Origin of the sequence: Sphingobium wenxiniae, from assembly GCF_007830065.1 — a bacterium.
Taxonomy (GTDB): Bacteria; Pseudomonadota; Alphaproteobacteria; order Sphingomonadales; family Sphingomonadaceae; genus Sphingobium; species Sphingobium wenxiniae.
Map to the genome: position 1 here is coordinate 169199 of NZ_VLKK01000001.1, position 14410 is coordinate 183608.

11 protein-coding genes are annotated in these 14410 nt (G+C 64.2%); 8 read left to right on the plus strand and 3 right to left on the minus strand.

The window, feature by feature from the left end; genetic code table 11:
- Positions 1 to 51: 51 nt before the first annotated feature.
- From topA to plsY, 3 genes are all read right to left on the minus strand, one after another.
- Positions 52 to 2616, minus strand: a complete 2565-nt coding sequence (gene topA / locus IQ35_RS00745) for a type I DNA topoisomerase (protein ID WP_145071603.1) — start codon at positions 2614 to 2616, stop codon at positions 52 to 54.
- 129 nt (positions 2617 to 2745) lie between these two features.
- Entirely contained in the window at positions 2746 to 3828 is a 1083-nt protein-coding gene (gene dprA, locus IQ35_RS00750) for a DNA-processing protein DprA (protein WP_145071606.1), read from the minus strand.
- The gene (gene plsY / locus IQ35_RS00755; RefSeq protein ID WP_145071608.1) at positions 3825 to 4424 is read right to left on the minus strand and encodes a glycerol-3-phosphate 1-O-acyltransferase PlsY; all 600 of its coding nucleotides are present in this window, start codon (positions 4422 to 4424) and stop codon (positions 3825 to 3827) included. Before plsY ends, dprA begins: the two co-directional genes overlap by 4 nt.
- Positions 4425 to 4544: 120 nt before the next feature.
- Between plsY and murI the strand changes: the two genes are divergently transcribed.
- The 8 genes from murI to IQ35_RS00800 all read left to right on the plus strand — a co-directional run bounded on the left by murI (position 4545) and on the right by IQ35_RS00800 (position 14362).
- Complete coding sequence (gene murI / locus IQ35_RS00760; protein WP_145071610.1) at positions 4545 to 5348, plus strand: glutamate racemase; 804 nt, start codon at positions 4545 to 4547, stop codon at positions 5346 to 5348.
- Between the two features lie 129 nt (positions 5349 to 5477).
- Complete coding sequence (hemA, locus tag IQ35_RS00765) at positions 5478 to 6698, plus strand: 5-aminolevulinate synthase (RefSeq protein WP_021246503.1); 1221 nt, start codon at positions 5478 to 5480, stop codon at positions 6696 to 6698.
- Positions 6699 to 6909: 211 nt separating this feature from the next.
- A complete protein-coding gene (locus IQ35_RS00770; RefSeq protein ID WP_145071612.1) occupies positions 6910 to 7902 on the plus strand; it encodes a ligase-associated DNA damage response exonuclease in 993 nt (330 codons plus the stop codon).
- Positions 7899 to 9470, plus strand: coding sequence for a cisplatin damage response ATP-dependent DNA ligase (locus IQ35_RS00775; RefSeq protein WP_145071614.1), 1572 nt, complete (start codon positions 7899 to 7901; stop codon positions 9468 to 9470). The genes IQ35_RS00770 and IQ35_RS00775 overlap by 4 nt, the downstream gene beginning before the upstream one ends.
- A 711-nt stretch (positions 9471 to 10181) precedes the next feature.
- On the plus strand, positions 10182 to 10529 hold the full coding sequence (locus IQ35_RS00785) for a GFA family protein (protein ID WP_145071618.1): 348 nt from the start codon (positions 10182 to 10184) through the stop codon (positions 10527 to 10529).
- An 81-nt stretch (positions 10530 to 10610) separates the two neighbouring features.
- Positions 10611 to 11816 carry a saccharopine dehydrogenase family protein gene (locus IQ35_RS00790; protein WP_145071620.1) on the plus strand — a complete coding sequence of 402 codons (1206 nt, stop codon included), beginning with the start codon at positions 10611 to 10613 and terminating at the stop codon, positions 11814 to 11816.
- Positions 11817 to 11842: 26 nt separating this feature from the next.
- A complete protein-coding gene (locus tag IQ35_RS00795) occupies positions 11843 to 13015 on the plus strand; it encodes a carboxynorspermidine decarboxylase (RefSeq protein ID WP_021246496.1) in 1173 nt (390 codons plus the stop codon).
- Positions 13016 to 13162: 147 nt separating this feature from the next.
- Entirely contained in the window at positions 13163 to 14362 is a 1200-nt protein-coding gene (locus IQ35_RS00800; RefSeq protein ID WP_021246495.1) for a type III PLP-dependent enzyme, read from the plus strand.
- Positions 14363 to 14410 lie beyond the last annotated feature (48 nt).

Consider the following 14410-nt stretch of genomic DNA (forward strand, 5'->3'; position numbering starts at 1 on the left):
GAAGCAATGATGGCGGCGGGATCGATCCGGGCGCGATCCCGCCGAGCATGATTATTCAGCCGCGGCCTTCTTCGCGGTTGCTTTCTTTGCAGGCGCCTTCTTCACCGGAGCTTTCTTGGCCGCCGCCTTTTTGGGAGCCGCCTTCCTGCCCTTCTTCGCCGGAGCCGCCGCCGCGCGCGCGTCGATCAGTTGCGCGGCCTCCTCCAGCGTCAGGGCGTCCTGCTCGATCGTCTTGGGCAAGGTGGCGTTGGTGGTGCCGTCCGTGACATAAGGGCCATAGCGGCCCGCCATCAGCTTGATCTCCGCCTCGGTGCGCGGGTGCTTGCCCAGCACCTTGAGCGGCTCGCGCCCGCCCGCCGAACGCCCGCCGCGATTGGCAGCGTCTGCCAGCTTGGCGACCGCGCTGTTCATGCCGACCTCGAAAATCTCGGCGGTGGAGGAGAGGCGGCCATATTTGCCGTCATGCAGCAAATAGGGACCAAAGCGGCCGATATTGGCGACGATGGGCTTGCCCGTTTCGGGATGCATCCCGATTTCCCGAGGCAGGCTCAGCAGCTTCACCGCCCAGTCGAGCGTCAGTTCGCCATCCGGCAAGTCCTTGGGGATCGACCCGCGCTTCGCCTCCTTCCCCACGCCCATTTCGATATAGGGACCGAATCGGCCCGATTTCCTGACGATATCCTGCCCGGTTTCGGGGTGCTGGCCCAGCACTTCGGGTCCCGTATCCTGGCCGCCATCGGCGCCGCCGGGCTGGCCGAACTTCCGCGTATATTTGCACTCCGGATAGTTGGAGCAGGCAATGAACGCGCCGAAACGCCCACCGCGCAGCGACAATTGCCCGTCGCCGCACATCGGGCAGGCGCGCGGGTTACTGCCGTCCGCCTTCGGGGGGAAGAGCATGGGTTCGAGGAACTTGTCCAGTTCCGCCGTGATGTCGGACGGCTTCTGCTCCATGACCTCGGCGGTCTTGGGCTTGAAGTCGCGCCAGAAGGCTTCCAGCACCGCCTGCCACTGGGCGCGGCCGCCGGAAATCTCGTCCAGCTCGTCCTCAAGGCCCGCCGTGAAGTCATAGGAGACATAGCGCTCGAAGAAGCGCTCAAGGAACGCCGTCACCAGCCGCCCGCTTTCCTCGGCGAAGAAGCGGTTCTTCTCCACCCGCACATAGTCGCGGTCCTTGAGCACCTGAAGCGTCGAGGCATAGGTGGACGGCCGCCCGATCCCCAGTTCCTCCAGCTTCTTCACAAGGCTCGCTTCGGAATAGCGCGGCGGAGGCTGGGTGAAATGCTGCTCCGCCGTCACTTTCTTCTTGGCCGGGGCATCGCCCGCCGCCATGCGGGGCAAGAGCTTGCCGTCCTCATCCTCGCTATCGTCGCGGCCTTCCTCATAGAGCGCGAGGAAACCGGGGAAGATCACCACCTGCCCGGTCGCGCGCAGCCCGTGCTGGCCGGTGCCGTCGAGCAGGTCGATGGTCGTGCGCTCCATCCGCGCCGATGCCATCTGGCTCGCCAGCGCGCGCTTGAAAATCAGGTCGTAAAGCCGCGCATGATCCCCGCCGCCCGCCTTGTCCCGCCCGAAATCGGTCGGACGGATGGCTTCGTGCGCTTCCTGCGCATTCTTGGCCTTGGTCTGATATTGGCGCGGCTTTTCGGGCAGATATCCCCCGTCATAGCGCTCCGCTATGGCCTTGCGCGCTGCGGAGATGGCGCTGCCGTCCATCTGCACGCCGTCGGTCCGCATATAGGTGATCGCGCCGTCCTCATAGAGCTGCTGCGCGATCCGCATCGTGTGGCTCGCGGAAAAGCCCAGCTTGCGCGCGGCTTCCTGCTGGAGGGTCGAGGTGGTGAAAGGCGGCGGAGGATTACGGGTGAGCGGCTTCGTCTCGACCTTCTCGACCGTGAAGCGGCCTGCCTCCACGTCCGCCTTCGCGGCCATGGCGTCGCCTTCCTTGCCGATGGTCAGGCGATCGATCTTCTCGCCGCGCCAGCGGACGAGGCGCGCGATGAAGCCTTGTCCGCCCTGCTCCATCTCCGCGGCGACGGACCAATATTCCTGCGGGGTGAAACTCTCGATCTCGCGCTCGCGGTCCACCACCAGACGCAGCGCCACCGATTGCACACGCCCCGCCGATTTTGCCCCCGGCAGCTTGCGCCACAGCACCGGCGACAGCGTGAAACCCACCAGATAGTCGAGCGCCCGCCGCGCCCGGTAAGCGTCGATCAGATCCTCGTCCAGCGCGCGGGGATGCGCCATGGCCTCCGTCACCGCCTGCTTGGTGATCGCGTTGAAGGTGACGCGGTCGACCTTCGCGGGAAGCGCCTTTTTCGCGCGCAGCACTTCCTGGACATGCCAGCTTATCGCTTCGCCCTCGCGATCGGGGTCAGTAGCCAGGATCAGGCGATCGGCTTTCTTGGCCTCATCGGTGATGGCCTTGAGCTGCTTGCCCTTGTCGCCATAATTTTCCCAGCTCATCGCAAAGCCGGCGTCGGGGTCCACCGAGCCGTCCTTGGCCGGCAGATCGCGGATATGACCATAGCTGGCGAGCACATGGAAATCGCCGCCCAGATATTTCTCGATTGTCTTCGCCTTGGCGGGCGATTCGACGATAACTAGCTGCATTCAGGCCCCGGTTCTGGATATTCTCACACGTACGCGCGAGTCTGGAAGGCGCTGACGGCTGGCGTCAAGCGGTGCGGTGATTAAGTGGTAAGTCGCTCAAGCGCCAGCAAGACTTTCTTCCATGGACGTTCAACGCAGGCTGACGCGCCCGCCCGCATGACGATCCAAACGGTCGGCCAGTTCCAGTTCCAGCAGCACGGTCTGCACCAGCGCAGAGCCAAGACCGGACAGCCGCACGATCTCATCCACCGGCGCGGGCGCGGAGCCGAGCAGAGTCATGACAGTGGCGCGCTCCTTCTCCGAAACGTCGGCGCTGACGGGTTCGGCGAAAAAATCCATGCGCGACTGCCGCACCATGGCGGTGTCGATCGAACCGATCGCCTCCATGACATCGGCGGCATTCTGGATCAGCGTCGCCCCTTCGCGAATCAACTGGTTGCAACCCTGCGCGCGCGGGTCGAGCGGCGATCCGGGCACCGCCATGACCTCCCGCCCCGCCTCTCCCGCCAGCCGCGCGGTGATGAGCGACCCCGATTTCGGCGCGGCCTCCACCACGACGGTTCCCACCGCCACCCCCGCGATGATGCGGTTGCGCGCCGGGAAATGACGGGCGAGCGGCTGGGTGCCGGGCGGATGCTCGGTGATGAGCAGGCCGATCTCCGCCACTTGCTGCTGAATCTCCGCATTTTCGGGCGGAAAGACCTGATCGATGCCGCTCGCGATCACGCCGATGGTCCCGCTGGCGAGCGATCCCCGATGCGCCGCCGTGTCGATCCCGCGCGCGAGGCCCGATACCACCGTGGCACCCATCCCGCCCAGTTCCTGCGCCAGGGTCCGCGCGAAACGGCAAGCCGCCGCCGAAGCATTGCGCGCGCCGACCATCGCCACGCAGGGTTTCGCCGCGAGGGCGCTGTCGCCCTTCACGATCAGCGCGGGCGGCGCGCCTTCCATCTGCTCCAGCAGGAAAGGATAGTCCGCATCGCCCCACAACAGATATCGCGCGCCCCAGGAACGGCTGCGCGCGATCTCCGCTTCCACCGCGCGCGCGTCGGCTACCTGCCCCTTGCCGCCTCCGCGCGCCGCCAGATCGGGAATAGCGCGCAGGGCTTCGCCCGCCGTGCCGAAACGCGCCAGAAGCTGACGAAAGCTGACAGGGCCGATGCGCGGCGAACGGATCAGGCGCAGGCGGTCGAACCGCTCTTTTTCGCTCACCCCCTGGACGCTCCGACCTTCGGTTCCGCGCCTTTGGCAAGGCGCGCGATATTGGCGCGGTGCCGCCACAACACGATCAGCGCGAGCGCAAGCGTCACCGGCACAATGTCGAATCGCCCCATAACCGCCATCGCGATGGGCGCGCTGACCGCCGCGCTCATGCCTCCCACCGACGACCAGCGCGTGCCGAATAGCGTGCCCAGCCACACCAGCGCGAAGACGATCCCCGCGGGCCAGTAAAGGGCCGTCACCACGCCCATCATGGTGGCCACACCCTTGCCCCCGGCAAAACGCAGCCACACCGGATAGCAATGGCCGATAAACGCCATCGCGCCCGCCATCGCACCGCCGCCGCCGATCATCCAGTCGCCGATCAGCACGGCGGCCGCTCCCTTTGCAAGGTCGAACAGCAGCGTCGCCGCCGCAAGCCCCTTGCGCCCCGTCCGCAGCACATTGGTCGCGCCGATATTGCCGGACCCGATCTTTCGCAGGTCGCCTGCGCCCGTCGCCTTCGTCAGCAGCAGGCCGAAGGGGATGGAGCCGAGCAGATAACCGATCAGCAGCAGGAAAGCGGGAACAAGCCAGGGCGCCGTCATAGTCTCTCCGAAACGGGAGGTTGCGGCGCGACCATAGCGTCCCCGGCGCGCCGGGCAATGACGAAGGTGGGCTTTCCGCCGGTTGACAGCCCGCTTCGGGATGGCGAGATGTGAACGCCCATGACGGTCGCGCCCACAGCCCCTCTGCTCTTCTTCGATTCCGGCGTTGGCGGGCTTTCCATCCTTGGCCCTTCACGGGCGGCTTTGCCCAATGCGCCGGTAGTTTATGCCGCCGACAGCGCCGGTTTCCCCTATGGCACGAAGAGCGAGGCGGAAATCGCCGCCCGCGTGCCCGCGCTGCTGGGCCGTCTGGTGGAACGCTATCGGCCGAGGCTGGCGGTGATCGCGTGCAACACCGCCTCCACCATCGCCCTGCCCGTGGTGCGCGCGGCGCTCGACATTCCGGTGGTGGGCACGGTGCCCGCGATCAAGCCCGCCGCCCTCCTCTCCCGAAGCCGGGTCTTGGGCGTGCTGGGCACGGACGCAACCGTGCGGCAGCCCTATGTCGACCGGCTCGCCGCCGAGTTCGGGAATGACTGCATCGTGCTGCGCCACGGTTCGGCGGCCCTGGTGCAACTGGCGGAGGCGAAATTGCGGGGCGAAACGCTCGATCCCGCCGTCGCCCGCGATGCGCTGTCCGGATTGCTGGATCAACCGGGCGGGGACCGTATGGATGTGGCCGTGCTCGCCTGCACGCATTTTCCGCTGGTGGAGGAAGAGCTTGCCGCCGCCGCGCCGCATCCCATCCGCTTCGTCCATGGCGGCCAAGGCATCGCGCGGCGAATCGCCTATCTGACGCAGGGCCAGCCTTGGCCGGATGCCCCTCCGCCCGGAACAGCCGTGTTCACGCGCGTCAATGACGACGTCCATGCGCTGGAGAAGGCCCTGGCGGGCTACGGCCTGGCCCGGATCGAGGCGCTATAGGACAAAAAGTCCGATTCCAACGGCCGGCACTTCGCCCTATATTTGCGAACGGTTATCGCTGGTAATGGCGTCGTGGAGCAGCTAAACGCCCGCATCAAGAGGATGCTGGCCACAGGAATAGGGCTTTCAGTGAACTACAAGCATATCTTCACGCAGGCGATCGACCGGCTCCATAGCGAAGGCCGCTATCGCGTTTTCATCGATATCCTGCGCAACAAGGGCGCTTACCCCAACGCCCGCTGCTTTCACGGCCATAACGGGCCGAAGCCGATCACCGTCTGGTGCTCGAACGACTATCTCGCCATGGGCCAGCATCCCAAGGTCGTCGCCGCCATGGAAGAAGCGCTGCACGATGTCGGCGCGGGATCGGGCGGCACGCGCAATATCGGCGGCAACACCCATTATCATGTCGATCTGGAAGCCGAACTGGCCGACCTGCACGGCAAGGAAGGCGCGCTGCTCTTCACCTCCGGCTATGTGTCGAACGAAGCCACGCTGTCGACGCTCGCCAAGCTGCTGCCGGGCTGCATCATCTTTTCCGATGAGCTGAACCATGCGTCGATGATCGCGGGCATCCGCAATTCCGGCTGCGAAAAGCGTGTCTTCCGCCACAATGACGTAGAGCATCTGCGCGAACTGCTGGCGGCGGAAGACCCCGAAACGCCCAAGCTGATCGCTTTCGAAAGCGTCTATTCGATGGACGGCGACATCGCCCCCATCGCGGCGATCTGCGACCTTGCGGACGAATTCAACGCGCTCACCTATCTGGACGAGGTTCATGCGGTCGGCATGTACGGCGCGCGCGGCGGCGGCATTTCCGAACGGGATGAGGTCGCCGATCGCCTGACCATCATCGAAGGCACGCTGGGCAAGGCGTTCGGCGTCATGGGCGGCTATATCGCGGCCGACCAGATGATTATCGACGTCATCCGCAGCTATGCGCCGGGCTTCATCTTCACCACCTCGCTTTCGCCCGTGCTGGTCGCGGGCGTGCTGGCGAGCGTGCGCCACTTGAAACAATCGAGCGAGGAACGCGAAGGGCAGCAGGCCGCCGCAGCCATGCTCAAGCAGATGATGCGCGAGGCTGGCCTGCCGGTCATGCCGTCGGTCACGCATATCGTCCCGCTGATGGTCGGCGACCCGGTCAAGGCCAAGCGCATCAGCGATGTCCTGCTCGCCGAATATGGCGCCTATGTGCAGCCCATCAACTATCCGACCGTGCCGCGCGGCACCGAACGCCTGCGCTTCACCCCCGGCCCGGCGCATGATGAAACCATGATGCGCGACCTGGTGAATGCGCTGGTGGAAATCTGGGACCGTCTGGAACTGGAGCTCAGGAAGGCGGCTTGATCCTCAAACGCGGATCAGCCCAGCCCGTATAGCCGCGAATAGAGTGTCCGGCCGTGCGGGAGGCCGCTCATGTCTGCCGCCAATGCCTTGATCGCCGCTGGCAAATCGGCCTGCGGCGACACATGAAAGCGCGCCGCCCGACCGAACGGCGCGCGCCGATTCCATGAAGACCCTTGCGGAACCGATGCGGGCTTTCCCATCTTGTGCCTGCATGTCCCATTGGATCGAGCCTCATCCCACCGGCATCTATGTGCGTCCCGCCGATGCATGGATCGATCCGTCCGTTCCGCGAGAACGCGCGCTGGTCACGCATGGCCACGCCGATCATGCGCGCGGGGGGCATGGCCGCGCATGGGCGACCAGGGAAACGCTCGCCATCATGGCGCTGCGCTACGGCACGGCGGCGGGCGCGGCGGTCGGCTATGGCGAGGATTTCCGATTGGGCGGCGTGTCCATCCGCTATGTGCCCGCCGGCCATGTCCTGGGATCGGCCCAGATCGTGCTGGAACATGCGGGCGAGCGGGTCGTGGTGACAGGCGACTACAAGCGGCGCGCCGACCCCACCTGCCTGCCCTTCGAGCCGGTGCCCTGCGACATCTTCGTTACGGAGGCGACCTTCGCCCTACCGGTTTTTCGCCATCCCGATACCGGCAGCGAGATCGACCGGCTGCTGGGCGCGCTTCACGCCAATCCGGACAGGTGCGTGCTGGTCGGCGCCTATGCGCTGGGCAAGGCGCAGCGCCTGATCGCGGGACTTCGGGCAAGGGGCCATCACGATGCGATCTATATCCATGGCGCGCTTGAAAGGATGTGTGCGCTCTACGGTTCGTTCGGCGTGGAGCTGGGCGAGCTTCGTCTCGCGACCGGACTGCCTGCAAAGGCAATGCGCGGCGCCATCGTCGTCGCGCCGCCCTCGGCCCTCAACGACCGCTGGAGCCGCCGCCTGCCCGATCCGATCACGGCCATGGCGTCGGGATGGATGCGTATCCGCCAGCGGGCGCGGCAGCGCAATGTCGAACTGCCGCTCGTCATTTCCGACCATGCCGACTGGGACGAACTGACCGGCACCATCCGCGAAGTCGCGCCCAATGAAACATGGATCACCCACGGACGCGACGAAGCGCTGGCGCATTGGTGCATGACCCATCAGATGCGCGCCCGTGCGCTGGCGCTGGTCGGGCGCGAAGACGAGGACGAGGGATGAGAAGCTTTTCCCAGCTTCTCGACGGCCTGGTCTATACACGGTCGCGCAACGGCAAGCTCGCGCTGATCGCGGACTATATGCGCGGCACGCCCGATCCCGATCGCGGATGGGCGCTCGCCGCGCTGACCGGCAATCTGGACCTCAAGGCCGTCAAGGCATCCGCCATCGGAGACATGATCCGCGCCCGCGTCGATCCCATGCTGTTCGAAATGAGCCGCGACTATGTGGGCGACCTCGCCGAAACGGTCGCTCTGTTATGGCCCAAGGGAGAAGAGACGGATGACGGATCGCTCACCCTGTCGACCGTGGTGGAGCGGCTCCACGGCCTTAGCCGCGCGGAGGCGCCCGCCGCGCTGGCCGCGATGATGGACCATCTGGATGCACCGGGCCGTTTCGCCCTCCTGAAGCTGGCCACCGGCGGGTTGCGCGTGGGCATTTCCGCGCGTCTGGCCCGGACCGGATTTGCACGGGCCTTCAGCCTCGACGTGGATGATGTGGAGCAGTTATGGCACGTCCTCCAGCCGCCCTACACGCCTCTCTTCCACTGGGCCGAAGGACGCGCCGAACGGCCCGACCCCGGCGGAATGCCCTTTTTCCGTCCCTTCATGCTGGCGCATCCGCTGGAGGCGGAAAGCATCGACCTCAACGCCTATGCCGCCGAATGGAAATGGGACGGCATCCGTGTGCAGATCGTCGGAACGGGCCGGGAAACGCGGCTCTACAGCCGGGCGGGCGACGACATCACGGGCAGTTTCCCCGATATCGCGCGCGCCTTTTCGGGCGATGCGGTGCTGGACGGCGAACTGCTGGTGAAGGGAGACTATCAGGGCGGCGAAGCGGCCAGCTTCAACGCCCTGCAACAGCGGCTGGGGCGCAAGGCCGTCTCAGCGAAGATGATGAACGACTATCCCGCTTTCGTGCGGCTCTATGACCTTCTGCTGGAGGGGAGAGACGATCTCCGGCCGCTCCCATGGACTGTGCGGCGCGATCGGCTGGAAACCTTCATGGCGCAACTCGATCCGGAGCGCTTCGATATTTCCGCCCTGATCGAGGCCCCCGGCTTCGACGCGCTGGCGGACCTGCGCGCCGGCACGAGGGACGCCGCCATCGAAGGGGTGATGCTCAAAAAGCGCGACAGTCCCTATGTCGCCGGACGAAAGGCCGCGCTCTGGTACAAATGGAAACGCGATCCGCTAACCGCCGATTGCGTGATGATGTATGCCCAGCGCGGTCACGGCAAACGCTCATCCTATTATTCGGACTACACCTTCGGCTGCTGGACGGAGGAAGGCGAACTGCTCCCCGTTGGCAAAGCCTATTCCGGCTTCACCGACGAGGAACTGAAATGGCTCGACCGCTTCGTGCGGACCAACACGGTCAACCGCTTCGGCCCGGTGCGAGAGGTCGAAAAGTCCCTGGTGCTGGAGGTCGCCTTCGATAGCATCCACGACAGCAAACGCCACAAATCCGGCCTCGCCATGCGCTTCCCCCGCATCGCGCGGATACGGCGCGACAAGCCTGCAAGCGAGGCGGATACGGTGGAGGGATTGAGGCGGTTGGTAAGTTAACTCCGTCCTTCTCCCTGGCAGGTAGAGGGAGGAGGCACGACATCACATTCACACACAATCAGTTGCAATCGTTCCATCAGCGTGATGTTTAAAAATGTGCACGTCCCAAGAATCATCCTTTTAGCTTCGGTTATAGCCTTGGCCTCGTGCTCAAAGGCTCCTTGTCAGCGCAACGAAGCGCTGGAGCAAGAAGTCAAAGAATTGCGCGAAATGCGGGACAGTGCACGGACACCTGCATACACCAATGCAATCCTGATGGCTGGGATTGCTACATTCGGCCCGGAGCAAAGCGATATCGCCATATGCGACCCGCTTTCGTCCTCTGGGTCCTATTCTTTCGCTCCGGCTGATCGAAATTCCTGCCGCATGCCAACAAATGTGGATGGTTCCTATCAACCATGCTGGCTTGAACTCACTCCCAATGGCAGCGCCGATCTCAAAAGATTAACGAAATCCGGAAGATTGGACGAGGGGAGCTATTGGGTGCGAGGCAAAGGGCGGTTGGCGCTGGAGCCGGGTTCGTTCGGGCATTTGGGTAGGTACTCCTGCCAAGTTGAAATCGATCAACTCCAAACTTTACAGCCGACAAGAGGTTGGTTTGAACCACCGTCCCCCAAACATTAGCAGTTAATATCACGAGCCATCCACACTGGTTGAACGGTTCCCTTCGTTACGCGGAAGTCCTATTCTCCATACCAAAGGAGAGTCCTCATGCCCTACACCGGAAGCTGCCACTGCGGCGCGGTCGCCTTCACCGTCGCCGCCGACGCGCCCACCGAAGCGATGACCTGCAACTGCTCCCATTGCCACGCAAAGGGCCTGACCCTCACCTTCGTTCCCGACGCCCAGTTCACGCTCAACAGTGGCGCGGACAAGCTCACCGACTATCAATTCTACAAGCATCAGATCACGCACCAATTCTGCGCCACCTGCGGCACCCAGCCCTTCGCGCTCGGCCATTCCCCGGATGGCCCGATGCGCGCCATCAACCTGCGTTGCGTGCCGTCCGTCGATATCGACGCCCTCACCATCAACAGGGTCGACGGCGCCCGCTTCTGACAGACTGACTTTGCGCTGTCATGCGCAGCCCCTATATGGGCGCTTTCGCGTGCCACGCGCGGTCTGGTCATGGAGACGAAATTGAGCAAGGTTCTGGTCATCGGCGCGGGCGGCGTCGGCTCTGTCGCGGTTCACAAGATGGCGATGAACCCGGAGATATTCTCGCACGTCACGCTCGCCAGCCGCCGCCTCGTTTCTTGCGAGAAGGTCGCCGAATCGGTGAAGGCCCGCACCGGCGTCACCATCGACGTGGCGCAGGTCGACGCCGATGATGTCGCCGCCACCATCGCCCTCATCGAGAAAGTCCAGCCCAAGCTGGTCGTCAATCTGGCCCTGCCCTATCAGGATCTCAACATCATGGACGCCTGCCTCGCGACCAGGGTGGACTATCTCGACACCGCCAACTACGAACCGCGCGACACGCCCAAATTCGAATATGGCTGGCAATGGGCCTATCAGGACCGCTTCAAGGAAGCCGGGATCATGGCGCTGCTGGGTTCGGGCTTCGACCCCGGCGTCACCAGCGTCTTCGCCTCCTATATCAAGAAGCATCTGCTCGACCGGATCGACACGCTCGACATTCTCGACTGCAATGGCGGCGACCATGGCCAGCACTTCGCGACCAACTTCAACCCGGAAATCAATATCCGCGAAGTCACCGCCCCCTCGCGCCATTGGGAGGGCGGCAAATGGGTCGAAGGGCCTGCGCTCAGCCACAAGCAGGCGTTCGACTTCGAAGCCGTGGGCGAAAAGAACATGTACCTCATGTATCATGAGGAACTGGAATCGCTCGCCAAATTCTACCCGGAAATCAAGCGCATCCGCTTCTGGATGACTTTCGGCGACGCGTATCTCAAGCATCTGGAGGTGCTCCAGAATGTCGGCATGACCCGGATCGACCCGGTGATCTACGAAGGCAAGGAGATCATCCCGCTCCAGTTCCTCAAGGCCGTGCTGCCCGAACCGTCGAGCCTCGGCTCCACGACCAAGGGCAAGACGAACATCGGCGACATCGCGACCGGCGAGAAGGACGGACGGCAGAAGACCGTCTATGTCTATAATATCTGCGATCATGAAGACGCCTATGCCGAAACCGGCAATCAGGCGGTCAGCTACACCACCGGCGTTCCCGCGATGATCGGCGCGGCGATGATGCTGACCGGCGCGTGGAAGGGCGAAGGCGTGTTCAACATCGAACAGTTCGACCCCGATCCCTTCATGGACATGCTGAACAAGCACGGCCTGCCCTGGCAGGTGAAGGAACTGCCCGCGCCGCTGGACTTCTGATTTCGCGGGAAGGACGGGAAGACACTATGGAAACCAGAGCCGGCGACCCCGCCGCCTTCGCGCAGTTCGACCTTCACCGCGTCCCGTCCCCCGCCTTCGTGGTGGACGAGGCCGCGATTCGCCGCAACCTCGCCATCCTGGCCGACATAGGCGAACGCGCCGGGATCAAGGTCCTGGGCGCGCTCAAGGCCTTCTCCATGTGGTCGCTGGGCGGCGTGGTGGCGGAATATCTCGATGGCGTCTGCGCCTCCGGCATTTACGAAGCGCGCCTGGGCCGCGAGGAATATGGCGGCGAAGTCGCAACCTACTGCGCCGCCTACAAGGCACAGGACCTGCCCGAAATCCTGCGCTTGTCGGATCATGTGATCTTCAACAGCCCCGGCCAGATCGCCCGCTTGCGCCCGATCATCGAGGCGGCCCGCGCCGAAGGTCACGCCTTCGACATCGGCCTGCGGATCAATCCTCTCCACGCCGAGGGAGAGGTGCCCAAATACGATCCCTGCCAGCCGCACAGCCGCCTGGGCTTCCCCATCGACCAGTTGAGGGCGGAGCATCTGGAGGGCGTTTCCGGTCTCCATTTCCATTCGCTGTGCGAACAGGATTTCCTGCCGCTGGAACGGACATGGGCCGCAATCGAATCGCGCGTCCTTCCCCATGCCGGCCGCCTTGAATGGTTGAACTTCGGCGGCGGGCATCATGTCACCCGTGCCGATTATCAGCGGGAGGAGCTGATCGCCTTCCTGCGCGGCGTCCGGGAAAAGACCGGCCTCCAGCTTTATATCGAACCGGGCGAGGCCATGGCCCTGGACGCCGGCATCCTCGTCGGCGAGATCCTCGACGTGATCGACAACGGCATGGAAGTCGCGATCACCGACATTTCCGCCACCTGCCACATGCCCGACGTGATCGAGGCCCCCTACCGCCCCGCCATGCTGCACGAGGAGCCGGAAGGCCAGCCGGCCAGACTCGGCGGCCCATCCTGCCTCGCTGGCGACATCATCGGCGACTATCGAGTCCCCGGCGGCGCGACTCCGGGACGGCGCATCGCGTTCCTGGATCAGGCGCATTATTCGATGGTGAAGACAAATACCTTCAACGGCGTGCCCTTGCCCTCCATCTGGCTGTGGAACTCAATGACGGACGAACTCAAGGAAATCCGCCAGTTTTCCTATGCCGACTTCAAGGGCCGTCTTTCGTAGAGCACGTTTCATAGCCAGCCGCGCAACAAAATTCGTCCATGCGCTTTACAGGGGGACCCCCTCGGCATATATCGCCCTTCCGCTGCCCCATGGGACTTCCACCGCAAGGCAGCTGATTGCCACGAACTACACTGGAGGTCCCTTGAGTTGCACAAGCACCATAGCGCGCTGGGGGTAGCGACCGCCCTCAAGCCGGCAGCACCGGTAACGCTGATTCGCCCCCAGGCCGCGGCCAGGGCTGCCCGCTTCTTCGTTGAGAAGTTTCCGGGACGCTCGCTCTATGCGGTCAAGGCGAATCCTTCTCCCGACCTGATCCGCACGCTGTTCGCTTGCGGAATCACGCATTTCGACGTGGCGTCGATCGCGGAAGTGCGTCTGGTCGCGGAAACGCTGGCCGGACAGGATCAGGCGAAGCTTTGCTTCATGCACCCGGTCAAGGCCGAGGAAGCGATCGCGGAAGCCTATCATGCCCATGGCGTGCGGACCTTCTCGCTGGACACGATGGACGAGCTGGAAAAGATCATGCGCGCCACCGGCGACGCCACCGATCTGGAACTGTGCGTGCGCCTGCGCGTGTCGTCGGAGCATTCCGAACTCAGCCTCGCGTCCAAATTCGGCGCGGATTTGAGCGAAACCCGCGAACTGCTGATGGCCACGCGCCAGGCGGCCGACGCGCTGGGCATCTGCTTCCATGTGGGCAGCCAGGCAATGAGTCCGCAAGCCTATAGCGACGCCATCGAACGCGTCCGCGCGGCGATCGTCGATGCCTCCGTCACCGTCGACATCGTCGATGTCGGCGGCGGCTTCCCATCGGTCTATCCCGGCATGGAACCGCCCGCGCTGGAAGCCTATTTCGATGCGATCCATCGCGGTTTCGAAAGCCTGCCGATCAGCTATTCCGCTGAACTGTGGTGCGAGCCGGGCCGCGCCCTGTCCGCCGAATACAGCTCCGTCATCGTGCGTGTGGAGCGCCGCCGCGGCAAGGAACTCTACATCAACGACGGCGCCTATGGCGCATTGTTCGACGCGGCGCATATCGGCTGGCGTTTCCCCGTGGCGCTGCTGCGCGACGAGGAAAGCGAGGAGGAACTGACCGGCTTCTCCTTCTACGGCCCGACCTGCGACGATATGGACCATATGGCCGGTCCCTTCCTGCTGCCCGAAGACGTGGCAGCGGGCGACTATATCGAAATCGGGATGCTGGGCGCTTACGGCGCGGCGATGCGGACCGGGTTCAACGGCTTCACGTCGGAAGCGGTCATCGAAGTGGAGGACGAGCCGATGGCTAGCCTCTATGCCGATCCGGTTCCGGTGCGCCGTCGCGCAAATGTCATCAAGCTGGGATAGAAGGGGATAGCTCCCCTTTTGGAGAGGATGCTGGTCCCTCGCCGCGCT

Excerpts from the sequence above, each read along its gene's own strand:
- topA (WP_145071603.1), bottom strand. The coding sequence starts at position 2,616 with ATGCAGCTAGTTATCGTCGAATCGCCCGCCAAGGCGAAGACAATCGAG.
- plsY (WP_145071608.1), bottom strand. The coding sequence starts at position 4,424 with ATGACGGCGCCCTGGCTTGTTCCCGCTTTCCTGCTGCTGATCGGTTAT.
- murI (WP_145071610.1), top strand. The coding sequence starts at position 4,545 with ATGACGGTCGCGCCCACAGCCCCTCTGCTCTTCTTCGATTCCGGCGTT.
- IQ35_RS00770 (WP_145071612.1), top strand. The coding sequence starts at position 6,910 with ATGTCCCATTGGATCGAGCCTCATCCCACCGGCATCTATGTGCGTCCC.
- IQ35_RS00775 (WP_145071614.1), top strand. The coding sequence starts at position 7,899 with ATGAGAAGCTTTTCCCAGCTTCTCGACGGCCTGGTCTATACACGGTCG.
- IQ35_RS00785 (WP_145071618.1), top strand. The coding sequence starts at position 10,182 with ATGCCCTACACCGGAAGCTGCCACTGCGGCGCGGTCGCCTTCACCGTC.
- IQ35_RS00795 (WP_021246496.1), top strand. The coding sequence starts at position 11,843 with ATGGAAACCAGAGCCGGCGACCCCGCCGCCTTCGCGCAGTTCGACCTT.